22 protein-coding genes are annotated in these 25,716 nt (G+C 48.1%); 9 read left to right on the forward strand and 13 right to left on the reverse strand.

All coding sequences use genetic code 11. The annotated features are described in order from the left end of the window. Positions 1-3 precede the first annotated feature (3 nt). Positions 4-663, reverse strand: a complete 660-nt coding sequence (locus Pan161_RS19795) for a molybdenum cofactor guanylyltransferase (protein ID WP_145230106.1) — start codon at positions 661-663, stop codon at positions 4-6. Between the two features lie 73 nt (positions 664-736). Between Pan161_RS19795 and Pan161_RS19800 the strand changes: the two genes are divergently transcribed. The 7 genes from Pan161_RS19800 (at position 737) to Pan161_RS19830 (ending at position 8,876) form a co-directional block, all read left to right on the forward strand. Further along, entirely contained in the window at positions 737-1,168 is a 432-nt protein-coding gene (locus Pan161_RS19800) for a YkgJ family cysteine cluster protein (RefSeq protein ID WP_145230108.1), read from the forward strand. A gap of 603 nt (positions 1,169-1,771) precedes the next feature. Then, entirely contained in the window at positions 1,772-2,236 is a 465-nt protein-coding gene (locus tag Pan161_RS19805) for an HU family DNA-binding protein (RefSeq protein WP_145230110.1), read from the forward strand. A gap of 437 nt (positions 2,237-2,673) precedes the next feature. Further along, entirely contained in the window at positions 2,674-2,892 is a 219-nt protein-coding gene (locus tag Pan161_RS19810; RefSeq protein ID WP_145230112.1) for a hypothetical protein, read from the forward strand. 323 nt (positions 2,893-3,215) lie between these two features. Continuing rightward, positions 3,216-4,154: a dihydroorotate dehydrogenase gene (locus Pan161_RS19815; protein ID WP_145230114.1), complete on the forward strand. Its 939-nt coding sequence runs from the start codon at positions 3,216-3,218 to the stop codon at positions 4,152-4,154. A gap of 81 nt (positions 4,155-4,235) precedes the next feature. Continuing rightward, a complete protein-coding gene (gene trpS / locus Pan161_RS19820; RefSeq protein ID WP_145230116.1) occupies positions 4,236-5,216 on the forward strand; it encodes a tryptophan--tRNA ligase in 981 nt (326 codons plus the stop codon). A gap of 10 nt (positions 5,217-5,226) precedes the next feature. After that, on the forward strand, positions 5,227-5,853 hold the full coding sequence (locus Pan161_RS19825) for a hypothetical protein (RefSeq protein WP_145230118.1): 627 nt from the start codon (positions 5,227-5,229) through the stop codon (positions 5,851-5,853). 122 nt (positions 5,854-5,975) lie between these two features. Further along, positions 5,976-8,876 (forward strand): outer membrane protein assembly factor BamB family protein, encoded by a 2,901-nt coding sequence (locus Pan161_RS19830; RefSeq protein ID WP_145230120.1) that lies wholly within the window; start codon positions 5,976-5,978, stop codon positions 8,874-8,876. Positions 8,877-8,892: 16 nt separating this feature from the next. On the opposite strand, the gene Pan161_RS19835 is transcribed toward Pan161_RS19830, so the two are convergent. Beyond that, positions 8,893-10,401, reverse strand: a complete 1,509-nt coding sequence (locus Pan161_RS19835; protein WP_145230122.1) for a sulfatase-like hydrolase/transferase — start codon at positions 10,399-10,401, stop codon at positions 8,893-8,895. A gap of 112 nt (positions 10,402-10,513) precedes the next feature. Between Pan161_RS19835 and Pan161_RS19840 the strand changes: the two genes are divergently transcribed. Next, complete coding sequence (locus Pan161_RS19840) at positions 10,514-11,464, forward strand: endo alpha-1,4 polygalactosaminidase (RefSeq protein WP_145230124.1); 951 nt, start codon at positions 10,514-10,516, stop codon at positions 11,462-11,464. A 6-nt stretch (positions 11,465-11,470) separates the two neighbouring features. On the opposite strand, the gene Pan161_RS19845 is transcribed toward Pan161_RS19840, so the two are convergent. The 11 genes from Pan161_RS19845 to Pan161_RS19895 all read right to left on the reverse strand — a co-directional run bounded on the left by Pan161_RS19845 (position 11,471) and on the right by Pan161_RS19895 (position 24,377). After that, positions 11,471-12,262 carry a phosphoadenylyl-sulfate reductase gene (locus Pan161_RS19845; protein WP_145230126.1) on the reverse strand — a complete coding sequence of 264 codons (792 nt, stop codon included), beginning with the start codon at positions 12,260-12,262 and terminating at the stop codon, positions 11,471-11,473. Between the two features lie 224 nt (positions 12,263-12,486). Continuing rightward, complete coding sequence (locus Pan161_RS19850; RefSeq protein WP_145230128.1) at positions 12,487-13,302, reverse strand: HAD-IIA family hydrolase; 816 nt, start codon at positions 13,300-13,302, stop codon at positions 12,487-12,489. 668 nt (positions 13,303-13,970) lie between these two features. Further along, entirely contained in the window at positions 13,971-14,414 is a 444-nt protein-coding gene (locus Pan161_RS19855) for an Hsp20/alpha crystallin family protein (RefSeq protein ID WP_145230130.1), read from the reverse strand. A gap of 352 nt (positions 14,415-14,766) precedes the next feature. After that, the gene (gene glnA, locus Pan161_RS19860) at positions 14,767-16,179 is read right to left on the reverse strand and encodes a type I glutamate--ammonia ligase (RefSeq protein WP_145230132.1); all 1,413 of its coding nucleotides are present in this window, start codon (positions 16,177-16,179) and stop codon (positions 14,767-14,769) included. Positions 16,180-16,838: 659 nt separating this feature from the next. Further along, positions 16,839-17,555, reverse strand: coding sequence for a pyridoxine 5'-phosphate synthase (locus Pan161_RS19865; protein ID WP_145230134.1), 717 nt, complete (start codon positions 17,553-17,555; stop codon positions 16,839-16,841). Positions 17,556-17,999: 444 nt separating this feature from the next. Then, positions 18,000-18,812, reverse strand: a complete 813-nt coding sequence (locus tag Pan161_RS19870; protein ID WP_145230136.1) for a lysophospholipid acyltransferase family protein — start codon at positions 18,810-18,812, stop codon at positions 18,000-18,002. 121 nt (positions 18,813-18,933) lie between these two features. Next, positions 18,934-20,055: a serine hydrolase domain-containing protein gene (locus Pan161_RS19875; RefSeq protein ID WP_145230138.1), complete on the reverse strand. Its 1,122-nt coding sequence runs from the start codon at positions 20,053-20,055 to the stop codon at positions 18,934-18,936. Between the two features lie 159 nt (positions 20,056-20,214). Continuing rightward, positions 20,215-20,553 carry an STAS domain-containing protein gene (locus Pan161_RS19880; RefSeq protein WP_145230140.1) on the reverse strand — a complete coding sequence of 113 codons (339 nt, stop codon included), beginning with the start codon at positions 20,551-20,553 and terminating at the stop codon, positions 20,215-20,217. Positions 20,554-21,015: 462 nt separating this feature from the next. Next, on the reverse strand, positions 21,016-22,161 hold the full coding sequence (locus Pan161_RS19885) for a DUF11 domain-containing protein (protein ID WP_197995424.1): 1,146 nt from the start codon (positions 22,159-22,161) through the stop codon (positions 21,016-21,018). 173 nt (positions 22,162-22,334) lie between these two features. Then, the gene (locus Pan161_RS19890) at positions 22,335-23,081 is read right to left on the reverse strand and encodes a hypothetical protein (RefSeq protein ID WP_145230144.1); all 747 of its coding nucleotides are present in this window, start codon (positions 23,079-23,081) and stop codon (positions 22,335-22,337) included. Between the two features lie 156 nt (positions 23,082-23,237). Further along, positions 23,238-24,377 carry a hypothetical protein gene (locus tag Pan161_RS19895; RefSeq protein WP_232103330.1) on the reverse strand — a complete coding sequence of 380 codons (1,140 nt, stop codon included), beginning with the start codon at positions 24,375-24,377 and terminating at the stop codon, positions 23,238-23,240. A 325-nt stretch (positions 24,378-24,702) separates the two neighbouring features. On the opposite strand from Pan161_RS19895, the gene Pan161_RS19900 reads away from it, so the two are divergent. After that, positions 24,703-25,698 (forward strand): LolA family protein, encoded by a 996-nt coding sequence (locus Pan161_RS19900; protein WP_145230146.1) that lies wholly within the window; start codon positions 24,703-24,705, stop codon positions 25,696-25,698. Positions 25,699-25,716: the final 18 nt, after the last annotated feature.

A 25,716-nucleotide genomic window follows, 5' to 3' on the forward strand; every position in this document is an offset into this window, starting at 1 on the left:
AAGTCAGGTTTGTTCCTCTTCAAAGGGAACTCGGGTAGTTGCTTCCAGTCCGGTTTCACGAAGTAGTTCAAAATACTGTTCACGGGTATTGATATTTCGTAAACCACATAACTGGGGATCAATACTTCTTAGCTCTTCGACATCCAGAAAAGCACTGTGAGCCCGCTCTGCCAGATCAATCGGTCGTTGAATGTTTGCAGCCAGCATTCCCTCTATCATTTCTACCAATGATGTACGGTACACAGCAGCAAGTGGGTGATACCATTGGTCTTCCCTGACCATGGCCAGATCATGATCCGGCAGTCTTGAGACAATGGCCTGAATCATGTCTTTTTGTATCAGAGGTGTATCACAGGCAGATACAAAGGCAGCCTGACAATCGAGTTCCAGTTCACGGAGCCCCAGCGCAATCGCTGGAAGTGGCCCAACTCCTGGCTTTTCATCATAGACTACTCGAACCGAATCAGGAATTTCCGGCAATTCCTGGTCTCGGGATGCCACTACAATTACAGGAGACACAACTTCGGATACAATTCGAATGACGCGTTGCAACATCAGCTCTTGTCCCCATGGTAACAACGCTTTGGGATAATTCATCCTCAAGCTTTCACCCCCACAGAGAATAATCCCGCCGACTTTGATCTGGTTGTTTGTATTTGACATACTCGTCCGAGTCACTTACAAAATGAACATCTTAGTTTCAGTTAAACAATTTAATCATGAAGTGATCTGAAAAATGAGTGATCAAAATTCTGAACAGGAACCATGGTATCACGATGGGCTTCAATTTTCCTGTACTCAGTGTGGAAACTGTTGTACGGGTGCGCCTGGCGTTGTCTGGGTTGATGAATCAGAAATCAAAGAGATTGCAGAAGTAACGGGAAAATCGACTGGAGAAATCCTGTTGATGCATACCCGTCTGTATGGCGGGAGGCGTTCATTAACGGAATTTGCCAATGGGGATTGCACATTCTTTGATCCTGCAAAACGATGCTGTACAATCTATGAAGCACGTCCGGCTCAATGTCGAACCTGGCCATTCTGGAATTCAAATCTGGAAAGCCGAGAGAGCTGGGAGTCCCTTTCTCCAGACTGCCCTGGAGCAGGTAAAGGAAATTTTGTCAGTTTTGAGGACATCCAGATACAGGCTGCAAAAACAAACTTATAACACATATCATAAAATGGTTTTACAGAATACAAATCCCTCAGAATGATTTCAAAAAATTCCTCTACAAATCGAGTAGACGTCTGAAGTTCAATAATCAGACGTACGGTTTTCTTTCTGCCTCTCTATCAAATGCCGTTTATTAAGTATGTAATTTTAAAGAGTTTGGAACACTAAACCTCGCAGATTCGAGGTTTCAGATCCTTTTTTTACAATTTCATCTGAAGATTGTGAAAAAAAATCCATGTTACTAATTGGGAACAATAACAAGTCTGCGAGTTTTCCATGACCACGCCGCGAGACGAACTAACTCTCATCTTAAGATACTACAACAATAAGACTTACATCTCATAAGCATCGACAGATATCGGGTAAAGTTCATTTTCAGCTACAGTTGAAGTTTTACCTCACTCTAGTGAATTCATGTCTAATAAGACTCTGTTTCAAAGCTGCGATCGAAGATCGGTCTTGACTTACTGTTCAATTGTGGGAAATAATCTATTGTGACACTAAGTCGTGTAACCCATTACAGTTGAGACGGCTCTAGAGTGCCCAACGGAAGGGCGTAGCTGTCCGACGGCTTCTCAAAATTGGGAGAACCCAGTCGTGACGAAAAAAGAGATTGTCAAAGTGATTTCGGAAGAGATTGGTCTGACACAACTCAAAACAAAAGAGATTGTGCAAAAAACGTTCGATGCGATTGTTGATACTCTTGTTACAGACAAGCGTATTGAACTCCGCAATTTTGGCGTCTTTGAAGTCAAAAAACGAGCAGCGCGGAAAGCCAGAAATCCTCGCACAGGTGATCGTGTGGACGTAGAAGAAAAATACGTCGTCACGTTCAAGCCTGGTAAGGAGATGGAAAAACGTGTACGCAATCTGGAGGAAGAAGCAGCCCGCTTAAATGCGGCCTCTTCTCAGCCTCCAGTGAGTCCTCCTCCTGCAGGTTCGGCACCACCACCGCACCAGTCACCACAGGCTCCTCCGAGCCCTGGTGCCACGCCAGGAGCGCCTTCGATGGGAACCTACAATAACGGTTCCTACAGTTCAGGATCTCAGCATACACCTTAGACCTGCTCTTCAAAGACTTTATTGTTGAAAGAACTGGTATGAATTTCCTCATAGCCGGTCTGTTTTGCGGTACACAAACAGACCGGCTTTTTCTTTGTACCCAGCTGGTCAACCGAAGTGAATAATTGTCACCTGAAACCGGGGGCAAACTGGTCTGATAGATAATTGAAATCACCTGCTTCAACCGGAATACCAAAATAATTGGAATAATCCGCATTTTTTACCAAAGTCTCCTGATCTGAATGTCGATAAAACGACCTAGAGGAAATTAAAAGCGGCATTTATAATACTGTCTCTCCAACCTCCTCTCTTCACAATTCAGCACTTTAACCCCTTCGATATCGGTTTGATGCCTTTCATTCAATGGTTTGAATTAAGGGATCGTTGCCTGGGATCAAGACCAGCAAATATGGCACGACCATATCATGGAGAAAAAAATGCGTAAGTTCCTATTGGCCAGCACGTTAATTGCAGTGTCCCTCACTCAGGCGGGATGTGTGGTTCCTATCTACTCATCTTCACGAGATGATCGTGCCCGTCAATTGATTTTCCAATCAGAAAGTATGCGGCACATTCCTAAAATCTGGGAACGAATCTGGGGCCTTGATATGCCGGATGTGGCCACTCCCTACCGTACCCACGGTGGTGTCATTTAGTAGTTGTAGCACAGGGACTATTGTGCAAGTCGTCTGACTGGATCAACTCCATTCAGGCTGGCAGTTGCATAGATCATATTTGAAGCTGCCTGGAATTCGTTCCCGGCAGCTTTTCTTGCTATTAAGGCAATTCATTTCCATGCCGCCCTAACTGGTCCTCATCTTCAGGGAACGCTAAGATGTGAATCGGTGAATTTCCCGCTCCAACGTGACAGTGTATGGATTTGAGAACAGCCATTAGAGCCAGATGGCTGGCCTGGCACACTTCAAAGTTTAATTAAATAGAATGATCACGTAGCCTTTAGCTACATGGACCAGATTTGATGAATGTCCCAACCCAAACCGATCCCTTAGCGGTTTCCCTGAACCGCCTGCATCTCAAAAACCCCATTCTCGTCGCTTCGGGAACTTTTGGTTATGCAAAAGAAATGTCAGCTTTCCTGGATTTTTCCCGCCTGGGGGGAATTATCCCCAAGACGATTACCACGGAACCGCGGATTGGTAACCCGCCTCCCCGGACTGTGGAAACCAGTGCCGGCCTGCTCAATTCCATTGGTCTGGACAATGATGGTATCGATCTCTTTCTGGAGAAGCATCTAAACTATCTCTCCTCACTTGAAACAGCATTGATCGTAAATATTGCGGGTCGCAGTATTGATGAAATGGCCGTTATGGCCTCCCGGCTGGATCAATATTCAGATCAGATCGCCGCCCTCGAATTGAATATCTCCTGCCCCAATGTCAGTGGAGGTGTCGATTATGGTACCCAACCAGAGATGACTGAAAAAATGCTCAAGCAGGTAACTGACAGTTGCCAGTTACCCATCATCGCGAAGCTGACACCAAACGTCACCAGCGTTGTTGAGATCGCACAGGCTGCTAACGCAGGGGGAGCAGATGCGGTCTCCCTGATCAATACCGTACAGGGAACAGCAATCGACTGGCGCCGTCGAAAACCCATATTGGGAGGCATTTTTGGAGGCCTCAGCGGCCCTGCGATAAAACCGGTCGCCTTACGAGTCGTCTGTCAGGTGGCCCGCGCTGTTGATATCCCCATTATTGGGGTAGGTGGCATCACTAACATCGATGATGTTATGGAATTCATTGTTGCTGGTGCTTCTGCAGTTCAAATTGGTACCGCTAACTTCTACAATCCAGGTCTCGCGTCACAACTGGTTGACGAACTGGAAAAGATACTGGTCTCTGAAAAATGCTCACATATCAGTGAACTTGTTGGTTCACTGGAGTATCCAGAACGTTAACCTCACTTACTTTTCCGGCTCGGTGACAGTGCCGCATATCCAGTTACTCTCAGTTTCAAAGACAATATAGAAAATCCTCTTATGCGAGTGTTATCAGGAATCCAACCAACGGGCCGCTTCCATTGGGGAAACTACTTTGGTGCGATCAAACAATACATTGATCTTCAGGAGAATGAACAGGCTTTCTACTTCATTGCCGACTTACACGCTCTGACCACACTCCGAGATGCCAAACGTTTACGTCAAAACACTCTGGAAGCGGCCATCGATCTCCTGGCACTGGGACTGGATCCCCAGAAAGCCACTTTGTTTCGACAGTCAGACGTCCCTGAGATTACCGATCTCACATGGATCCTGATGACGATTACGCAGATGAGTCTTCTGGAAAAATGCCACGCCTACAAAGATAAGAAAGAAAAAGGAATCGCCGCTGATGCAGGACTGTTTACTTACCCTGTCTTGATGGCTGCCGATATTTTGCTGTATGACAGTGATCTCGTTCCCGTCGGACAGGATCAGATTCAACATGTTGAAGTCACGCGCGACCTGGCGCAACGCTTCAATTCTCTGTTTGGCGAAACACTGATTCTGCCTGAATCGCGAGTTCTTGACTCTTCCGCCAAAGTACCAGGTATTGATGGCGAAAAGATGTCCAAGAGTTATAAAAACGTAATTGAAATATTCGAGGATCCGAAAAAACAGCGTAAGAAAGTCATGTCGATCAAAACCGACTCCGCTACTCTGGAAGATCCTAAGGATCCGGATACCTGCGCAGTCTATGCCCTCTATCGGCTGTTTGCTGATGAGCCTCAGCAGGCGGAACTGGCGCAGCGTTATCGCGCAGGAGGCATGGGGTATGGAGAAGCAAAACAGGCTGTACATGAAGCCGCCCTCGAATATTTTGGCCCGGCCAGAGAACGGAGAGCACAACTCGCTGCTGATTCTGACACCCTGAATGATATTCTGGCTGAAGGTGCCCGCAAGGCCAGAGAAAAAGGGAAACAAGTACTGGACCGGGTTCAGGCCGCCTGTGGTCTGGGATCAAAACATTTATCAAAATGAAACTGACTGAATGATGGATCAGCCTGCAGTATCCCAGCCCGAGCCAACCAGTGCAAGGTCCGGATTTATACAATGGTTCTGTATCGGACTGGTCTTGGTAACGGCTCTCTCAATCCTCGCGGTTCATCTGCCAGAACGCCTGAAATTATTGCTCGTCTTTTCCGTTGTTTACGGATTGATCACCGGTGCAGTCCTGACGACTCTGGCGTTCAAACTGGGAGTCTCCGTAAAACGGTCCCTGCTCGTCGCGATTCTCTGCCTGACTGTCTTCGGACAATCACTGGTCCTCTACCTGTCCCATCAGCGCTATAAAGAAGCGATACTGCAGCAATTCAAAATGGACAAGACATCGTTGATGCTGGAATACACGCTGACGAAAGTCGAACCGTCCTCTGATCCCGAATCCCGCAAGCAATATGATCTGCTCCTCGCGCAGATTCAGGAGGCCAAGCAGGAACGACAAGACAAAGAACAACAATTACCGTTAATTTCATCTTATATGCAGCATCGCATCTCCCCAATTGCACGCCTGGAAACACCCTGGCCTCAACTGTTCTGGTTGCTTGAACTCGTACTCTGCTGCCTGGCAGCAGTCTGGGCCAGTCTCCAGGTATCACGCCCGGATTCTCCCGCTTGATCTGCCGAAGCTCCCCTGCTGAATGAGAGTTGAATCGGGCTGACACACCTGATAGTTTGGTACTCTGAGAGACGGCTTTCTCTACTTCTGCTTTCCCACTTTCCGGAAAAGGGTCTGGCTGAATGCACTGTCCTGCTTTGAGAATATCTTTAACGCTGATACTTCTGATTTTTTTAATGGGGGGAACCGCCAGCGCCAACGACTGGCCGATGTGGCGTCTGGATCCAGCCCGCTCTGCACACATAGAACAGACACTTCCCGAGTCGCTTCAGTTGCAATGGGTACATCGACTCCCACAACTGCAACCGGCATTTAAGAATGAACGCCTGCAGTTTGACGCTGGTTATGAACCAGTTGTCAAAAATGGTATTTTGTTTTATGGCTCTTCCCAGAACGACAGTGTGACCGCCCTGGACCTTAAAACAGGTAAACAACTCTGGAAGTATATGACGGATGGACCGGTTCGCTTTGCCCCGGTCGCCTGGAAGGACTCTGTCTATTTTGGTTCCGATGATGGTTGTCTCTATGCAGTCGCCGCTCAGACCGGAAATCTACTCTGGAAGTTTCGAGCAGTGCCCTCCACACGTCTGATTCTGGGTAATCGCCGCCTGATTTCTGTCTGGCCCGTACGGGGAGGCCCCGTCATTGAAAATGACACGGTCTATTTTGCAGCAGGAGTCTGGCCTTTCGAGGGAGTTTTTGTTTATGCTCTCGACACGGCAACGGGCAAAGTCAAATGGGTGAATGACCGCCTCGGGTTCCTGTATGGACAGCACCCCCATGCAGCAGAAGCCTTGGGAGGCGTGACTCCACAAGGCTATTTAGTCATCTCGGACAACGAGTTGATTGTTCCCTGTGGCACCGCTTTCCCGGCCCGCCTGAATAAACAGACGGGAAAACTGATTGAGTTTGAACTCCCCAAACCGGGCCGTACTCCAGGAGGCTGGTTTACAGCAGCCGGCAAGGCAGCAAGACGAGGGGAAACGGAAGTCGCCCCCACCACTCTGCAATTCGATCGCGATGTGAATTCAGCCCGTCATGAAAATGGTCAGAATTACGGCCCTGATGGAAAACGCGGGCTTCGACAACAGATTCGGCTTGGTGACCAAAGTCTTAAATACCAAACCCCTATCCCGAAGGTTGACGGGACCATCCATTCTTTGCTCGTTGCTTCGGATTATCTGATCGCAGTCACTCTCGAAGGCAGCATTTATTGTCTGGGGCCAAATAAAACGACACCCATCACTTATGAATCTCCCTTACTGAAAGAGGAAACGGTACGATCCGGGCAGCCTCAGAATGCTCAGTTACCGGCAATATTTTCTGACCAGCTTCAGGCGGGCGGTTATGTTTTTCTGGCAGGTATCCCAGATGCAAAACTACTAAACACATTACTGGCTAAGCCGCAGCTGCAAATGATTTATCTTCAGAATCATACAGGACAGATCAAATCCTTGCGTCAATTATATCACGATCGGGGATACCCCAGTTCAAAACTGGCGTTTCTCTCTGATCCTCTGAATGAAGTGGAACTCCCCGCTTACTTTGCACAAACGATTATCACAGCAGAACCCATTCATTCCGGAATGAATACCTACTCAGAACTGATTTCCCTGCTATACCCGTCACTCAGACCCTATGGCGGCAGATTACTCGTGAAATGCTCAGAAGCGGATCATCAAAAACTGGCTGTCGAGTTTAAGACTCTCTCTCAGGTCAAAATTTCACGCGTTGACGGTTATTCGGTGTTTGAAAAATCAGGTGCCATCCCCGGATCATCCAACTATACCGGGGGCTGGTCCAGCCCGGATGAACTTGTGAAAGCCCCCGTGGGAGTGCTCTGGTATGACGACAGCGTGGGAAATTTTAAACGGGCACCTCAACCGCTGTTTGTAGACGGGGTCATGATTTCACATTCAAAATTCTGGCAGGGTTACCCCGCCGGAATTCGTCCTCCTTACAAATTACTCGACCCCCAATTTGCCGATGTCTACACCGGAAGAAAACTGGATGCCACACAGGCTGAAATGCTGACCACAGAATTACCAACGCTGGATCAAACCGAAAAACAACCCAGTCAGTATCGCCCCCCCTATCAAAAAAATGACTGGAGCCCAGCCCCTCCCGTTATTGGCGAACGCACCAACCCACTCACTGGCAAAACAGAACCACGCGCCTTCCCTAAGAGCTATGGGTGTGATGGTGGGGTCGACTACAACTACCTTTACACGATGCGTTCCGGAACAGCGGCGTTTTACGATAAGAGAGTCGAAAGCGGAACAATTCATATCAGCGGGCCCCGTTCAGGCTGCACAAACAGCATTGTACCTGCCAATGGGTTACTCAATGTACCCTATTATTTTCAGGGGTGTACCTGCAGCTATCCCCTGCCAGTCGGACTCTCCATGATTTCAATGCCCGAAACACACGAGCAATGGATGGTCTGGGGAAAAAGTGATGTGCAACAGGTTCAACGTGTCGGTTTGAATTTCGGTGCTCCCGGCGATCGTATGACCGATAAAGGCACACTCTGGCTGGATACTCCCAGTGTAGGTGGTCCTTCTCCGAAACTTGATCTGCAAATCATCCCGAAGTCAGTGGAATCTTTCTACCAACATTCTCTCTGGATCGAAGGAGGCCGCGGCTGGCCATGGGTGGGTGCATCCGGAATCACTGGCGTCCGAGAGATCAGATTGAATCAAATGAAAGCGGGAAACTATACAATGCGGCTCTATTTCAGAGAGCCTGAGTTTTCCAGCCCCGGGCAGCGGGTCTTCGACATCTCGCTCAATGGAAAGCCCCTCATCAGCCAGCTCGATATTTATCAGGAGACTCAATCCAACCAGAAGATCCTGGTGCGCGAGTTTTCACAAATCCACCTGGATAATCAATTGAACCTGACCTTAACCGCTCAGACGGGAGAGCCATTGCTTTGTGGCCTGGAACTGATTGAGCAGAGCCTGCCTGTCGATATTCTTGTAGAACTACCTTCTCAAAAACAGGAACTGCTCACAAAACCCTGATGTGAACTCCCTGCAGTTAAAAATCACGGAACGGGCCCCGTGGTTCAGCATCGGCCATCTGTTTTTTCCAGTTTGCAAAATGGACCTTCATTTCTTTCAATTTTTCAGGATGCGTAGGGGAGAGATCATGTTTCTCACCGATATCCTGTGACAGGTCAAACAGACCATTCCCCTTTTCCGACTCGACCCACTTCCAGTGCCCGACCCGCGCGGCTTTGTCCGCGCGGCGTTGCCAGTACATTTCGTTGCGGGGAGAGACTGTCTTACCCATCAGAACAGGCAGCATATCGTAGCCATCAATCACGGTGTCTTCAGGCAAGGGAATCCCGGCTTCTTTGAGGAATGTCGGTACCAGTTCCAGAGATGTCAGCAGTTCATCATTTACTGTTCCCGGTTTAATTTTTGCCGGGTAGCGCACCAGACAGGGGACGCGAATCCCCCCTTCGAACATCATCCCCTTTTTTCCTTTGAGAGGACTGTTATCAGCCCCACCGCCGCCCCCGTTGTCAGAAAAGAAGACTACGATGGTATTGTCGGCGATTTGATATTTATCCAGCAGTTCCAGTACTTCGCCAATCGCCTCGTCCATGCAAGTGATGGAGGCCACATACTCCAGTCGTCTTTTGCTGGCAGAGAGTCCCTGATTAATGACAGGACCATTTGGACTTTCCCTGAATTCATAGCGTCCCGTTTTCTTTTTCGTCACCAGGGTATCCTTCAAGTGCGGATACATTTTCTTGTATTTTTCCGGAGCCTGGGCACCGCCACGAATTCGAGGATCAAGACTGGATGCACTGTGGGGTGCATTGAAGGGCAAATAAAGAAAAAAAGGTTTCTGATGATTCTCCTTGATAAAACGAACCGCTTCCCGCTGAAACAGATACGTGCAATAAGTGCCTTTGTCTTCCTCTGTGGGTTGATTGTTGCGATACATGGAAGGCACTCCATACCGCTCGTGAGTGAAGTAATCGATGCCGGTATTTGTGAAGCCATAAAAATCGTCAAAGCCTCGGGCGAGAGGCAGGAAACGCTTGTGTATTCCCAGATCCCATTTCCCATAGATGGCACTGACATATCCTGCCGGCTTCAGCAACGCCGGCAGCAACTTTTCGCGTACATCCATTCCGCCGATCCGCTCGAAGGTCACTTCATAATCCGCAGACTTGTACTTGTGACCATAGTCTGGTGCTTCATTGCGAATCATATCATAGATCCCGTTTCGCTGCGGATAGCGACCAGTCAACAGGCTGGCCCGACTCGGAGTGCACGCGGGCCAGGTCACGTAGAAACTGGTCAACTTTGCTCCTTCTTTTGCCAGACGATCCAGATGGGGAGTAATCATATTCTCGCTGCCAAAGCTGCCCAGATCATGATATCCCTGATCGTCACTGACAATCATAATAATATTGGGAGGCGTTTTTTCGGCTGCATTAACACTGATTGTCGACGACAGACAAACCAGCAAAGCCAGACTGATGATACGATAAATCAAACGATGGTTGTGCTGGATCAGATTCGGACGCATGGCTGTTCTTCCGGATTATTTCAACAAAGGATACTTTCGGTACAACTGATGGTTTATTTAGAATAACAGATGCCTTCAAGAAAATACAAACCACTGCTCTGGAAACGATACCATGAATTTACGTTTGTCTCACAGCCTGCTCTTCGTTCTCTACCTGATGGTGTCAGCGATTCAGCCTCTTTCAGCCACGGAGCGAAGTCGCTTCATACCGAAGGGTTTTCAACTCTACTATGGCAGCGATCCGAAGGTGTTAGTCCAGCTGCAGCAGCGTATCCAGCCGGGACAGGTGATTGTGATAGAACTTCGCGGACTGTCTACAGAACAGATTCAAAAGCTGGCTGCTCGAGCGCATCAGTTGAAAGCAAAAGTGATCGCGTATCTCAGTGTGGGAGAACTGGGTCAGATTGAACAGCAGAATTTCCAACAGTATTTAAAGCAACATGCTCCTCAGACTTCTCTGACAGATCTCACGCTCAGCAAAAACGAAACATTCCAATCATGGCATATGGATGTCGGTCAACCAGCCTGGCGTAATTTTCTGATTCAGCGAATCAAGCAGATTTATCAACAGCCAGTCGATGGTCTATTTCTGGATACCATCGATTCGGTTGATTTATATATCTCAAACAAAGCCTGGCCAGTTCCACGTAGAGCACAAAGTGTGAAAGCAATGGTTTCCCTGATCCGGGAGATCAAATCGGTATCACCAGAAAAATTCGTCCTGCAAAATCGAGGGTTGAATCTGATCGGTAAGTCCGTCTTTGCAGGTGATGCCACTGGTGTCTTTGTTCCGGGGCTGAATCTGCAACAGGCACATCCTCATAACCCGGATGGATTACTCTGGGAATCTGCTTACATCCATACCGGTGACTGGATCGAATCAAAAGAACGCGAGATGATTCATATCCAGAAGCAGGGGTTCACAACAATATTCACGCTTGGCTATACAGACACGAAAGCTAATCGCAAACAGTTCTTTCAGAAAAGCCGCACTGCGGGTTTCATTCCTGCCTGGGGGAGTTCTACAACCCGATTACACCTGGAGCCGACCGAATCTAACTGACTTCAGTCAGATCATGAAATCGGTTTCACGTCCCAGAATTCGATCGACCAGATCTTGTGGAAGTTCAATCGAGGGCGCCTGCTTACCGGCAATATCGGTCGGATTGATTCCACAGTACTGTGACCAGGGGCCCAGATGTCGCCAGCGACCTGCTCGATTCGGTTCACTCTCCATCACGGGAGTGGTGCAGCGGTTACAGCCAATCGTGGGGTACCCCTGCTGATGTAAAGAATTTGTGATGACCTGTTTCTCATTGAGATACGCCTGAAACTCTTCCTTGGAAAGACTTGCCAGGATATTGACGCGTAGACAGTTCATCGCAGGATCAATGGCCAGGATCGGCACGTTAGTACGCTGCCCCCCATCAGCACGACGCAGGCTTCCAATGAGCGCATCGTACTGTTCTGCGACCTGAATCAATGGCTGAGTTTTACGTAAATCACAGCACTGCTCCTGCCCTTCGACTGAAAGATAGAGGATACCCAGTTCCTCGGTCTGTTCCTGCATTGTTTTCGCCGGTTCGAGCGTGACGATATTAACACCATACTCTTGAATCAGGCGATCTCTGGTATCGAGGGTTTCCTGAAACAGAACTCCGGTATCGACAAACAGAATGGGTATGTCAGCCTTCAGCTCGCTCAGCATATGAGCCACGACACAACCCGCACGCTGCATCGACGATAATGCCGCGAGTCGTGTGCCAAACATCTCCTGTGCCCAGTGAATCAGCTCAAGGGGAGTCCGTTCTTCAAACGACTCATTCAGATCTGTTAAATCGGCCTGTGTCAAACGTGCCATTCAAGTATTCCTGCTGCTGTTTTCTCTCGATAGATCGAAAACAGCAGATCATCGAAGTTCCTGCAAAATCCTGTCAATATAGTACGGAATCACAATATCGTGATATTTTCAGGAATTGTAGCGAACCATCAGGAATACCTCAATGCGCGCATGAACGGGTTCTGAACCAATCAGAGTGAATTTCCCCTGTAATTATGGAGGAAAGTTCCACGACAGTTAGATTTTCAGGCCAGTAAGCGTTCCACCTTATGAAATCGAGTCTGATCGAACTGAAAGAATTCGTCATTGTTCAGATCGGCAATACTGTCCACCACCAGGTCTGGCTGATAAGCAAAATTCACCAGATCGGACAGCGAAGTTCCCCCAGACAGAACCAGTACAGAACGGTAACCCATCTCAACCCCTCCCAGGATATCAGTTTCCATCGTGTCACCAATCATTGTGGTCTGTGCAGAGGAAATGCCGAGCTCCTGTCGGGCACTGCGCATCATGACCGGGCTGGGCTTTCCAACACTGAAAGCCTGTTTCTTCGTCGCTGCTTCCAGCATGGCGACAATGGCGCCACAGCCTGGCCTCGGTCCATTCTGAGTCGGGCAGTTCGGGTCCATATTCGTAGCAATCAGCTTTGCACCATTTTCAATCATTCGAACAGCCGCTTCGATCATTTCGAAGTTCATCGAACGACCTTCGCCGACGACCACATAATCGGGATCATGGTCAACAATTGAGTAGCCATTTCTATGCAACGCATGCAGCAGCCCCCCTTCTCCAATCACATAAGCAGTCCCATTTGGTTTACTTTGTGCCAGGAAGCGAGCTGTCGCCATCGCACAAGTAAAAATATGCTCCTCTCCTACGGTAATTCCCATCCGGGACAATTTCGTAACAACATCACGGCGGGTTCTCTGGCTATTATTCGTTAAAAACATGAAAGGGAGATCACGTTTTTTCAATTCGTTGATAAATCCAACTGCCCCATCAATCAGTTCAGTTCCACGGTAAATCACACCATCCATGTCAATCAAAAATCCTGGTAACATCACGTTCAGTCCTTGAATTAATAAAATGAGTTGAGGCTCATGTAGGAGATCTTCAGATGCTGGAGCGCGCTCACTGAGAAATCAGTGTTTGAATCTGGTCTTGGAATGTTGCCTGCCGTTCACAGGCGGATTGACTTTTTAATTTTCAACTCCAAATTGACCATCAGAACAATTCATATCAGGTAGCATCTGCTGAAGAATTTTTGGCGCATTTCTAAGAAACATGATACAAGGGCTTCGCAATTGTCATGCCGTAGTCCGGGACGCAAAAGGAATCCCGACAGACATACATCGCCATAAACCCTTATTTACATAAAACATATAACGTGCATCATTTTGCAGGATTGATCTGAAAACCACGAAATCTTTACCGAGACCTCATACTGAGCATCTGAGAGGGACTTAGCTTTTAAGCGACGCTGCTCAGGAAATAGTCAGATCAGGAAGAATTGACTGAGCCGATTTCGAGGCAGTTTCAGATACTGATTACGAGAGGGCATCACGTTTAATGATAGCATCACTCAATTTATTAAACTCGGTTTAATCGGCTCTGGAGACGCTACAGTAAAACTGGACACAGTCTAATAAAATACCCCGATCAACTTTAAGAAGTTGACCGGGGCCGCGCAACCAACAATATCTTTCAAAATCTGATCCAGTATCACCTGTTACTCAGGTTTGACTACATCATGAATATCAATTTTTTTCGGCTGCATTTCCAGCTTTTTATCCAGCACGACCGTCAAAACTCCAGAATCAAGGGTCGCATTGACGGAGGCCGGATCGGCCCAGTCTGGCAACTGTATCACGCGTTTAAACTTGCCATAGCGGCGTTCATTATGCAGAAATTCACGTCCTTCAAGGGTTTTGCGCTCTCCCGTGAGAATTAGATGGCCATCCTGGATATCCAGTGACAACTCTTCCTTTTTCATACCCGGAACATCAAGGGCAATATGATACTTACTGTCTTCTTCCCAGACCGATAACGGTGAATAAGCCCCTTCCAGACCAGACAGGGACTTTCCAAACATCTGGCTGAACGCATCATCTAATTCGTTACGGAGATTTGTTGAAAAGGGAAATCCTAATTTGTGAGTACGTGTGCTTAACATCTCTTTTGCTCCTTTAAAATAGAAACAACATTAATTGAATTATCAATTCCCCAAAGGGCTTTCATCCATTTTTGGCTGAAACAACCAATCGCATAATCTGTGCCATTTCAGACATCGGCTATACAGTTTTTTCATATCCCATTTATTGTTAAACACTTACAGATACAAGTTTCTCTATGAGCAAAGGACTGACATAATCCGACGACACACAGAGCATGCCTGTTTGGCAGCCACAACGCTCTCGCATTAACTGCCATTTCGGCACCACGATTATCAAAATAAAAAAACTCGCAGTAAATCAGACGACTTACTGCGAGTCAAATTATTCCTTCAGGCTACAATTCCATTCAGATCAGGCATTGTAGTAGAGGTCGAACTCATAGGGATGTGGGCGTAATCGGATGGGATCCAACTCTTCAGTCCGTTTGAACTTGATGAATGCCTTAATCAGGTCTTCACTGAAGACATCGCCAGCGGTCAGGAAGGCGCTATCTTCTTCCAGTGCGATTAATGCTTCGTCGAGAGATTTGGGAGCCACATTTGTCTCAGCCAGTTCTTCTGGTGTCATGTCATAGATATCACGATCCAGAGGTTCACCAGGATCGATCTTATTCTGCACACCATCAATCATGGCCATCATCAAAGCGGTAAAGCTCAGATAGCCATTGGCTGTGGGATCCGGACAACGAAACTCAACGCGTTTCGCTTTAGGACTACCGGAGTACATCGGGATACGACAGGATGCAGAACGGTTACGCTGACTCATTGCCAGCGTCACAGGAGCTTCGAAGCCAGGTACCAGTCGATGGAAGCTGTTGGCAGTCGGGTTCGACAGTGCGATCAGGGCTCGTCCGTGCTTCAGAATTCCACCGATCGCATGCAGCGCCAGTTCACTGAGCCCGGCATAGCCATCACCGGCCATCAATGTATTGCCATCTTTCCAGAGTGAGATATGTGTATGCATACCGGAACCATTATCATCAAAGACAGGTTTCGGCATGAACGTAACAGTTTTTCCATTACGCTTGGCGACATTCTTGATGATGTACTTGTACCACATGAACTGGTCAGCCATCTGCAGCAGAGGTGAAAATTCCATATCAATTTCACACTGCCCTGCAGTAGCAACTTCATGGTGGTGGGCTTCCACAACGATACCCACTTTCTGAAGCTCATCGACCATTTCAGCCCGCAAATCACCATAAGTATCAGTCGGAGCAACAGGGAAGTAGCCCCCTTTGTAACCAACTTTATGCCCCAGGTTGCCCTCTTCAGAACGTCCTGTATTCCAGGCGGCTTCAGAGGAATCGATCTCATACATGGCGCCTCTCTGATTGGAGAGATAACGTACATCGTCAAATATGAAGAATTCCGGTTCGGGACCAATAAAACAGGAATCAGCAATCCCGGTCTGCTGCAGGTAGGCCAGACCCTTTTTAGCGACATTGCGCGGATCTTTATTGTAGTCCTCTTTGGTAATCGGATCGACGATATCAGCCAGTACACTCACAGTAGGCGACTTGAAAAACGGATCAAGTTTGACAGACGCCGGATCTGGCACAGCCAGCATGTCTGAACTGTCGATTGTCTGCCAGCCGCGAATAGATGATCCGTCGAAACCGACGCCATCTTCGAAAGTACCTTCATCCCAGGTACTGATGGGGTAAGAACAGTGCTGCCAAGTACCAAAGATGTCGGTGAACTTCAGGTCGACCATCTTTGCGCCGTGTTTTTCTGCAAAAGCAAAAAAATCTTTGGGAGTCATCGTAATTTGCTCCTCTTTAAATTCTGAATAAACCAGCAGGTGAAGAGGCCGCCACACCCTGCCCTGCGTAGAACCGATCATTTCCAAAAAAGTTCAAGCAAAGACCGCAGCCGGTAATGAATATCACCAGACAACATGAAAGCAATTCATTCAAAACCAAAACGATTCAGATATTGGAACGCTTTTCTCTTTACTCGTTTTTGCCATGAGTAGCGCACCAGACAATCTGTTTCAGGCTGCAGGAACAATACTCACATTTTCCGGGTTACTTCTATTCATCATGAATGGAAGTAGATCGGCTGGGAAAACAGCGATTGCAGGAATTCGCAACCATACCGAAACCCTCAGGCACAAAACACACACTCGAAGTTGACGGAATCTTTCGGGCGATGTGTGATGCTAGTTTGAAAATCACCATAACGTATCAAGCGGTAGAAATCTACTGTCAGAAGTAAGTTCTCTGTCAAAACAGAACCTGTCAAAACGGCCACGACATGAGTTGAGGCATACAGCTTTGCGGTTCCTGAGGATTAGCAAAAACAGCGAAGCTGGAACGCTGTTGTAGAATTGAACAGGAGCGATATTTAAATGACATTAATAAATAATGCCATTGATTTATTCTCTGAACAAGAGTCCCTTGTGGCGCACTTTCCTGAATTTCAGACGTTCACAAGCGCCTTCATTTCGCGTACCGCCTGTTCCATCCCCACCAGTACGGCCCGGGAAATAATACTGTGGCCGATATTCAATTCACTCACATGAGGTATTGCAGCGACGGGAGTCACATTTCTATATGTGAGTCCATGTCCCATATGTAATTTCAGTCCCTGCTCAATCGTGAATGCAGAGGCTTTCTGCAGGATATCCAATTCCTGTTGTTGCTCTCCCGCAGAGGTGGCGTCTGCATACCTCCCCGTATGCAGCTCAACAGCATGGACTCCTGCTTTTTTGGAAGCCGCAATCTGCGCCGGATCAGGATCAATAAACAGACTCACTTCAATCCCTGCCTGCTGCAGCCGATGGACACACTGGCTCACACGTTCTGCATTCGCAATCACATCCACCCCCCCCTCTGTCGTCAGTTCTTCCCTTTTCTCTGGTACCAGAGAGACCTGATCAGGTCGGACTTCCAGAGCGATCTGAGTCATTTCTTCTTCGGCTGCCATCTCCAGATTCAGTTTGACTTGAACGGTCTTCTTCATCGTGTAGAGATCATGATCCTGGATATGGCGACGATCTTCTCTCAAGTGCAATGTGATTCCATCCGCCCCCCCCAGTTCCGCCAGGACGGCTGCCCACACCGGGTCCGGCTCAAAGGTTAAACGGGCCTGACGCACGGTCGCGACATGATCAATATTTACACCCAGACCCGGCATGATTCACATTCTTTCTAATGGTTTTCTGAAAACTATCCTGACAGATTTATCTGAAAATGGTTCGCAGTCGTTGCTTAGTTCACAACTGCATCTTATTGATTTATCGCAGATTATCCAGAAAAGGAGTTCTGTATTTTGCGACAAAGGGACCTTTCATATCAAAAAATCAACTTTTTTGTCTCATTTCTGCCTGGGTTGTCGAATACCTCATAGTCCAACCATTCCGCGATGTTTTTATTCAAATTCCGATTCACGATTCCAATTTTTTTGGAAGCAGGCAACCCCGGGGGGTTTTTCTGGTCGATGTAGCAACTGCTGTAGTGCAGACGCTCATCCGCCAGAGCCCTTGGGGATTCTTTGCGCGCTCATACACTCTTCATTGCTGATAGTACGAAAGTGGTAAATTGACGCGGTGACTTCCGTTAATAATTTCTTGATCGTATTTCAGTTTCCTGAATGATATCGACCAGTTGGAATCGGGATCACCGCTGACTGAGAATCAGGCCGTGCCCCCCCAAGATATTCGGTATCCCCCAGTTCAGCCAGTTTCCACATCATTAAAGTAGTTACCTCATCCAGGACTTCACGCGTCAGACGTTTATCATGGTAATCCGAGAGATCAATGGGCTCTCCATAAATCAGCGATGTATCGGACCGTGTATAAAACGGTTCGATCATATTCTTGCCTCGAGGGGAATTGTTAATATAGACAGGATACACGGGAGCCTTTGATCGCAGAGCCAGAAACGCAATCCCGGAATTGGCATCAGCAATGGGTCGGCTTTCCTGGATTCCGCCTTCCGGAAAAACCCCAATCAAGCCTCCTTCTTTCAAACGCCTGAGAGCTTCCCGTACAGGCACGACATCCTGACCATTCCGGTCAACGGGAATGGAATGCATGGCGCGTGAAATCCAGCCTACCAGACCAGGCAGCTCATAATACTCCCTGGCCATTAAAAAACTGATACAGCGCATCTTCTTCTGCGGATTTCCCAGATGAGAATTATACCAGAGGATGATCGGATCGGTTGGACTACGGTGATTGGCGATCACGATACCTGCGGAATCTCCCGGAAATGGGCAACGACGATTCCGCCGGACGCGCCACAGCCCAGGTGCATAGACACGCGTGATTGCAAATAAGATCCAGGCACGCCAGCCATCTGGAAGATGAACGGCCTGATATATCAGCAAAGCTGAAATAAACAGCAGGTAGGACAGTAGTGTCAGGATGGAGGCAGCTTCAGTGTTCATCATGATTCAGACAAAACAAATCGTCAGATACGAACGATACAGACCAGGTCTCCTCTGCAGAGGGAGAGCATTATAATCCGATTGAAAAAGACAAGGCAACCTTACATCTTTTCCGCCAGTGTATTCATGACTCAGGTTCTATGCAGGCGATGATTCGATTTGTGATCCGGGCAAGATATCGTCCATGAGGTTCCTGTGGCACCGTCGTCAGAATCACCGCAGATGCATTCAGTTCCGGATCGACCCAGAAAACGGTTCCCGTCGCTCCTCCATGGCCAAAAGCAGACCGGGAAAGTAAATCGCCATAATAATCACTGTTGGAGGCAGATACGATCTGCCAGCCCAGTCCCCAGCCCTTCCCCTGCCTGGCAGCAGCAGATAACCCGGAGAACGATGGTAACTGGTCTCGTGTTGCTTCACGGATTGTCTGGGGGGACAGGATCTGCTGATCCCGATATCGACCTCCCTGGCGCAGCATCCCGGCAAACTTCCCCAGATCTGCCGGTGTCGTCAATAGTCCCCCCCAGGGTGCACCAAACTGTCGCCAGTACGAACTGTTCCAGTCCCAATGCGGCTCAACATCCAGCCCTTCCGGAATTCGGATTTCTGGAATTCGATCTACTCGGGGATGGTCCCCCTGTTTCCACTCCTCAGGCAGTCCCAGCGAAGTATCGCTCATCTCCAGCGGTTCAAACAGGGTCTGACGTAAATAGTCTGCACAGGATTGGCCTGCAATCCGCAGGATCACTTCGCTTAGGATCGCGATCCCTGTGCTCTGGTATTGCACGATTCTGCCGGGCGGTTCATCGGGAGCGAGTTCACAGATCTGTTTCACAAATTCAGAGAGCGGAGCATTGGCAGCTCGCAGCGCTCGATTGTCAGGAAGCATGTCGGGCAATCCGGAAGTATGTGTCATTAGATGCCGGATTGTGATCCCGTGCTTTCCAGCACAGCCAAACTCCGGAATATAACGTTTGACACGATCTCCCAGTAATAACTCTCCCTCCTCCATCAACTTTAACGCACCCGAAACAACGATCGGCTTAGTGATGGATGCGACCAGAAAAATGGCGTCATCAGGAAGTGTATCTGCCTGATCAGCGATTCGCTGACGTCCAGAGAAATAACTGCGGGACTCATCACCCACGGACACCTGCAGTGCAATTGCTGGAACCTGATCGGTGTGGCAGAACCCGTCAATCAGTTTTTCGACTTTTTGCCAGCGTTCGGAAATAATGCGAGACATCTTTTCAACCAGATTGAATCCACGACAGAATACAAGGACCGGGAATCCAGATTACTCGCTGGTCATCTTTTTGAAAAGGTGCCCTGCCGAGACGGCGCAAAAAAAACGAAAGCCGATCAAAGTCAACTTTCGCTTTTAACCATGAATTGAAGGAATAGTTTAATAGGGAATTTCTACATCATGCAGATGCATTAACTGGTTCAGCCCGGTGATCTTGAGTACTTCCCGGATATCTTCGGAGGGGTTATAGAGATGAATCTCGACTCCGAGGTTAAGTACTGAGGAAAGCAGCCCCAACATTCCACTGGGAATCAGCTTTACACCAGTCAGATCAAGCGCCAGTGTTTCGCACTGCTGCACTTTGACAAGCTCAAGTATTTCATCCCGGATTCCTTTCACACTGAATGTATCCAGAACATCTCTACCACCGAAGCCAGCGACGCACAAAGGTCCTGAGTGATATACTTGGAGAATTCCTCCCTGTAGTTGCACCGTCATCGAATTTTATCCTTTTAAAAAGAATACAGGACACGAAGTCAGCAAATTAAATAAAAGAAAAAGAACAACTGAGTTCCGCGTGAGACTTCGCTTCCCATTGACAAATTCCAGGTCTGAATATTCGCAATTCATGTGCCACTCGAAACACCTATTCATAATATGTATCGATTGAATCAACGGATTCGAGACATCGGCTGTTAAGTACCTGAAAATCAGCATTTTATAACCGAATCTTAATTTAACCCGACGTCACCTCTTCTGTATCACATCCAGATGGCTGCTGTAAAACACCTCAGCTTGTAGCATTTTACAACACTGTTCGAAGGCAGAGCTGCTAATTCTCAAGGCAACAGACAATCGAGTAAAAAAATGAGCCCGTCATGCGTGCTGCACAACGGGCTCAGGATTCGCGGGAATCCACAAAGTTTATTCTATGAAGTAAAATTCATCCTCGATTTCAGATTAACGAACTCGTGCCTTGAAAGTAACGACACCTCCCTGGTGACCAAGAACGGTTTCATCCACTTCAAAGGTCAGAATCAGACTGCCTTCATGGTTGTCTTCGACAAGCAGACGTCCTTTGCGATCAGATGTGGCACTGTCCTGAATGTATTCCAGCCGCGGTGTCAGGTTGTCCACAATCTTGATACCCTCGACATCGAAGTCACCTACGTTTTCGTATTTGATTGTGAAAGTGATGATATCACCTGGTTCCGCGTTTTTCTTATCGGCCAGTTTCACCAGCTTCAGGTTACCTTCAGTTTTGCGTTTGTCTTCAATGCCAACGTATTCTTCAGGTTTAACTGCACTTTTTGAAGAATGCGCTGACTGCTGGCGAATGGCAATGACAGGAAACTGAGTGCGTGACCAGATGGCGGCTGCCTGAATCTGATAGGCAATGCGTGCTTCATCAGATTGCTCAAACTGCCCCGTAGTTTCGGTAGCGGTATCCTGGAACAGATTGTTAAGTTTGGTATGCGAGCCCAGAAATGCAGTCTGACCAACGGCTCCCTGTTGCTGTTCCGTTTCCACTCCACTGGCTCGGGAACGCATACGTATCCCTTCCAGTTGCTCACGCTGTTTATGTTGAGTAATGACAGTCCGTGCATCCAGACCCACACCGTGAACGGTATCTTCCGTCGTTGCCAGTGTATCGACTGAAGTACCAGATAAGGGCGAACTGGCGGAACGAATGGCCGCAAACCGGGGAGCATAGACTGCCACTCGATTTGATTTTTTCACTTCATGATTGCCTTTGTGTGTCTGGTATTCAACAATTGTATCTTCCGTATCCAGTCCCAGGCGACTGTAATCGTCATAGTGAACCGGATTTTCTCGATCTCCGCCATCGAACAGATATTCGTCCGGATACATTTGGACCATGGCAGGATCAGTGCCGGCAGGCACTGTATAATCTCGTTCTACAGCTGGGGAAAACTCACAGTAGGGAGGTCGCTCGCAGACTGGAGCCGGTTGATAGTAAGCTACCTGCTGGACTGCTGAGGCGGGAGCCACCTCTGGGACTGGGGCCGACAGTGTGACCGCTCCTTCACTGCTGTCAAAGTCAGCATGCTGAACTGCTGGAGCCGGCTCCTTGACCTGATTCATCACTGACTTATTCCAAGGCATGGAAATTGAAACTGGCGATAAGCTGGAGCACCCGCTGCTGACAGACATCAGTAGGATCGCCGCCAGAGAGCAAACACGCTGCATATGCGACGCTCCTCTTTGATTTCTAAACGACAATATTGACACGGAATTTCCTTTGGTTAATCGCAACATCAGTTTTTGACCATCGGTGAATTTACTTCAAGAACAGGTGCTCCATTCCCGAAAAAAGCAGGATCTTCACCACGTGTGGAAGGCAACCGGCCTCCCATTCTGAGAATCAGCATCGGACGTCCCAACAGATCAGCCTCGGCAATCAGGTTTTTTTGAGCGGTGATGGTTTGTGTCGGTTGCCGATCAAACTGTGCTGGCACTGCCGTTTGAGGTCGTTCCAGATAAACGACTTTTGTCACCATCCTTCCGGACAGCACCAGTTCAATGTCTTCTGCTGTAAAACTGACTGGAATCGGATACTGTTCGGCCAGTCCGGCAGGAGGATGCAGACGATCAATTAACTCAATGGTAGGATATAATTCAACACCGGGAAATTCCGGCATCCCACTGATTTTAACTCGATACACATAACCGACTCCAAAACCGATGGAAGCTGGTGATGTTTTTTGAATTACCTGATCTGGACCGCCAGCATAGAACGTCAAAGTTCCCGTGGAAGGCAGACTGAATTTCATGGGTTGAATGTATCCGGGTTGTACCTGGCCAGACAAAGCCGCCCACTGACCGGCAACCCCTGGAGGAGTGCGTTGATTCAGTGGATGATAGAATTGATTCCCCGAATTGTACTGGCGACCGCCGATCATCTCTTGAGACCAGGCAGCTGGTACATCCATGACAAAAACGATCACGGGCATTAACAGTAGCGTTAATAAGCATGATCGGTATTGTCGTTTTGAATTCGTCATGACTAAGAGTTTCTACGATCAGTTGTCCAGAGAGATGACAGAAGAGATTTAGCCGTAAAAGATGAGATAGCAGAGCAGAGAGGAAACTTGAAAAGACAAGGGGTGACACTCCTGGTATGTGTTACCAGGAGTGTCACGTGGGTCCAGAGTCTTTTTTTAGTATCCAGAACCTGGTGCCATGGTTCTTGGGTAAGAAACCTGACCAGGAGAGTGTACCGGATGACTTTCTGAGTATTGGACATACTTAACAGGTTTGGGCAAGCTTGGTGGTGGATTCTGTTTAACATCGATCAGGAAGTGATCCACTGGCTTCGGCAGATTCGTTTTCGATACGTTCCGAATCGTATGAGACTTCAAGCTGGCTGGTCCACCCAATGGAATGTGGGGAGGGCCTGGCAGTCCGATAGGAGTCCCTGTCATGGGCATACCCCAGGCAGGTGTTGGTCCCATTCCAGCGATTGGATTGTAAGCTGGCTGACCGGGAGCACCCATGCCCCCCATCATTGTGGGTACAGGGACACCTGAAGCGATACCAATTGCTTCACCGGGGATCGGCATGGGAGCCATGTGAGCTCCAGCGTCACCATCGTAGGAAACCTGAGAAACCACTTCATTTCCATCATCACCAGATGGCATTTCCAGATCCATGTTACCCATTCGCAGCACAGCCATGATTGTTCCACGACGATCTGCTTCAGCAACCGGATCAACACCAGGATCCAGACGGGTAGAAACCAGAGTTTCCACACCGGCGATTGCCAGTTCCTGAAACTTTTCATCTGGAAGATAGATTACTTTGGTCACGAAGTTGTTGCTTTCCACCTGATCCAGATCTTCCGGAGTAATTTCCAGAGGAATACTGTTATGTGACAGGTAAGCATCTGTTGTTGGATGTGCCGGATACACCTGCAATGAAGGATACAGAGCAGGAATTGAGCGTCCTGGAATGTGCGACATTTTTAACCGGTAGGTTGCCCCCTGGTTAAAGTTGTAGCGTCCCGGAGCTGTAATCTGATTTTCGGCATAGCCCTCCGCAACCTGCCAGCCAACCTTCATGCCTGCTGGCCCTACAAAGCGAACCTGTGAGGTCCGCGCTGCATAGGCACTCATGGGTGGCGGTCCCAGCATTTGCAGAACGCCAGGCCCCGGCCCATCTACCATAGGCCCCGGTCGCTGCATCATCGCAGCCGGTGGAGCATGGTACTCACCTTTTTTAATTACCTGTTGTCCGTCGGCTGCACAGCCAACACAGACAACTACCAATGTTCCTAAAGCCAGGAAGTAGTACTTCATCATGACCCCTTGTTCGAATACCCACGACGAATAATGCGACTTGTGTAAGTGAAGAACCGTCCATCGCAAACTAAGACGTCGATCCCTGGGAATTTGGAACGGTCGACGTTCGGTTCAAAAAAGACTCAGTTTTCAGGTCGACCCAAAGCCCGAAATAACGTTAAAATGCGATCAGTCCCAAATTTCAACGTTCTTACACTGAGCTAAACGGTCTGCCAGCTGAAATACTCCAGCCAGCTAGAGGCACATAGATGGCCTCATACATCTGTTTTCGGACTAATGTGGTCCGATTCTTTGACAAATTCGTTTTTTTCCGAACAATTATAACATGTTACGCATTTTAACCCTGACATCAGGCCTCCTGCTCGTCGCAGTGCTGAATCATTTTTTCTCGATCTCTTCCTGGGCTCAATTGCCGCAAAGCTTGAGCAGACAGGAGGATAGAAAGAGCCAGAATCAAAGACTTCTCGCTCAGGCAGATTCCCGGGAGAAGTCAGCAGCTGGAAATACTGCGTCTAATGAATCCGAAAAGAATTTGAAAAATAATCCGGTTTATGCGACAGCACTGCTAAATAAAGCCCGCGAAGAACTCCTCTCCTACCGTTCAATTCGAACTCACATTACCGAGAAAGTCGAAATTGGGCCAAAAACCTTCATCATCACCGGAAATTACTTACAGGCAAAAGACCTGAAACAGGGTAAAGAACTGAAACTTCGACTCGAGTTTCAGGTTCAGAGTCAGAATCCAGATGGTAAACCGGTCGGTACCGTGCTCGAAATCTGTGATGGCCAGGTATTGTGGACCGAGCATACAATTAAAGGAACTTCGCGGGTAACGCGTAGGGATGTACAGGCGATCCTACAACAGGCAGAGGTCAATCCACAGGCACAAACGAACATACTGGTTGCACAACTTGGCCTGGGAGGACTACCGGGATTACTGGCAGCCATTCAGAAAAATATGAATTTCGTCAGCGTGGCAGAACGAACCATCAGTGGAAAGACTTTAACGGTCTTAAATGGTACCTGGAAAGAAGAATTTCTGGCACAATGGAAGGGGGGAGATCCTGCAGCTCCTGTCGAACTACCTGCTTATGTCCCGGATGCAGTCAGAGTCTACCTGGACCAGGAAACGCTCTTCCCTCGTCGAATTGTCTACTTGAAAAAAACTGGTGATTCTCTGCAAAGTATGGTCTCACTTAATTTTAGCAAAGTGACACTGAATTCACCTATCCCCGAAACGGAATTTGCTTATGAGCCACCAGATGGCGTTTTTCCGGTGGATGTTACCAAACAATACCTTCAACAGTTGAATAAGGAATAACGTAAGAGAAGTACTCCA

The organism is Gimesia algae, assembly GCF_007746795.1.
Lineage (GTDB): Bacteria > Planctomycetota > Planctomycetia > Planctomycetales > Planctomycetaceae > Gimesia > Gimesia algae.

Excerpts from the sequence above, each read along its gene's own strand:
- Pan161_RS19795 (WP_145230106.1), bottom strand. The coding sequence starts at position 663 with ATGTCAAATACAAACAACCAGATCAAAGTCGGCGGGATTATTCTCTGT.
- Pan161_RS19800 (WP_145230108.1), top strand. The coding sequence starts at position 737 with ATGAGTGATCAAAATTCTGAACAGGAACCATGGTATCACGATGGGCTT.
- Pan161_RS19810 (WP_145230112.1), top strand. The coding sequence starts at position 2,674 with ATGCGTAAGTTCCTATTGGCCAGCACGTTAATTGCAGTGTCCCTCACT.
- Pan161_RS19815 (WP_145230114.1), top strand. The coding sequence starts at position 3,216 with ATGAATGTCCCAACCCAAACCGATCCCTTAGCGGTTTCCCTGAACCGC.
- trpS (WP_145230116.1), top strand. The coding sequence starts at position 4,236 with ATGCGAGTGTTATCAGGAATCCAACCAACGGGCCGCTTCCATTGGGGA.
- Pan161_RS19825 (WP_145230118.1), top strand. The coding sequence starts at position 5,227 with ATGATGGATCAGCCTGCAGTATCCCAGCCCGAGCCAACCAGTGCAAGG.
- Pan161_RS19830 (WP_145230120.1), top strand. The coding sequence starts at position 5,976 with ATGCACTGTCCTGCTTTGAGAATATCTTTAACGCTGATACTTCTGATT.
- Pan161_RS19835 (WP_145230122.1), bottom strand. The coding sequence starts at position 10,401 with ATGCGTCCGAATCTGATCCAGCACAACCATCGTTTGATTTATCGTATC.
- Pan161_RS19840 (WP_145230124.1), top strand. The coding sequence starts at position 10,514 with ATGAATTTACGTTTGTCTCACAGCCTGCTCTTCGTTCTCTACCTGATG.
- Pan161_RS19845 (WP_145230126.1), bottom strand. The coding sequence starts at position 12,262 with ATGGCACGTTTGACACAGGCCGATTTAACAGATCTGAATGAGTCGTTT.
- Pan161_RS19850 (WP_145230128.1), bottom strand. The coding sequence starts at position 13,302 with ATGTTACCAGGATTTTTGATTGACATGGATGGTGTGATTTACCGTGGA.
- Pan161_RS19855 (WP_145230130.1), bottom strand. The coding sequence starts at position 14,414 with ATGTTAAGCACACGTACTCACAAATTAGGATTTCCCTTTTCAACAAAT.
- glnA (WP_145230132.1), bottom strand. The coding sequence starts at position 16,179 with ATGACTCCCAAAGATTTTTTTGCTTTTGCAGAAAAACACGGCGCAAAG.
- Pan161_RS19865 (WP_145230134.1), bottom strand. The coding sequence starts at position 17,555 with ATGCCGGGTCTGGGTGTAAATATTGATCATGTCGCGACCGTGCGTCAG.
- Pan161_RS19870 (WP_145230136.1), bottom strand. The coding sequence starts at position 18,812 with ATGATGAACACTGAAGCTGCCTCCATCCTGACACTACTGTCCTACCTG.
- Pan161_RS19875 (WP_145230138.1), bottom strand. The coding sequence starts at position 20,055 with ATGTCTCGCATTATTTCCGAACGCTGGCAAAAAGTCGAAAAACTGATT.
- Pan161_RS19880 (WP_145230140.1), bottom strand. The coding sequence starts at position 20,553 with ATGACGGTGCAACTACAGGGAGGAATTCTCCAAGTATATCACTCAGGA.
- Pan161_RS19885 (WP_197995424.1), bottom strand. The coding sequence starts at position 22,161 with ATGAATCAGGTCAAGGAGCCGGCTCCAGCAGTTCAGCATGCTGACTTT.
- Pan161_RS19890 (WP_145230144.1), bottom strand. The coding sequence starts at position 23,081 with ATGACGAATTCAAAACGACAATACCGATCATGCTTATTAACGCTACTG.
- Pan161_RS19895 (WP_232103330.1), bottom strand. The coding sequence starts at position 24,377 with ATGATGAAGTACTACTTCCTGGCTTTAGGAACATTGGTAGTTGTCTGT.
- Pan161_RS19900 (WP_145230146.1), top strand. The coding sequence starts at position 24,703 with ATGTTACGCATTTTAACCCTGACATCAGGCCTCCTGCTCGTCGCAGTG.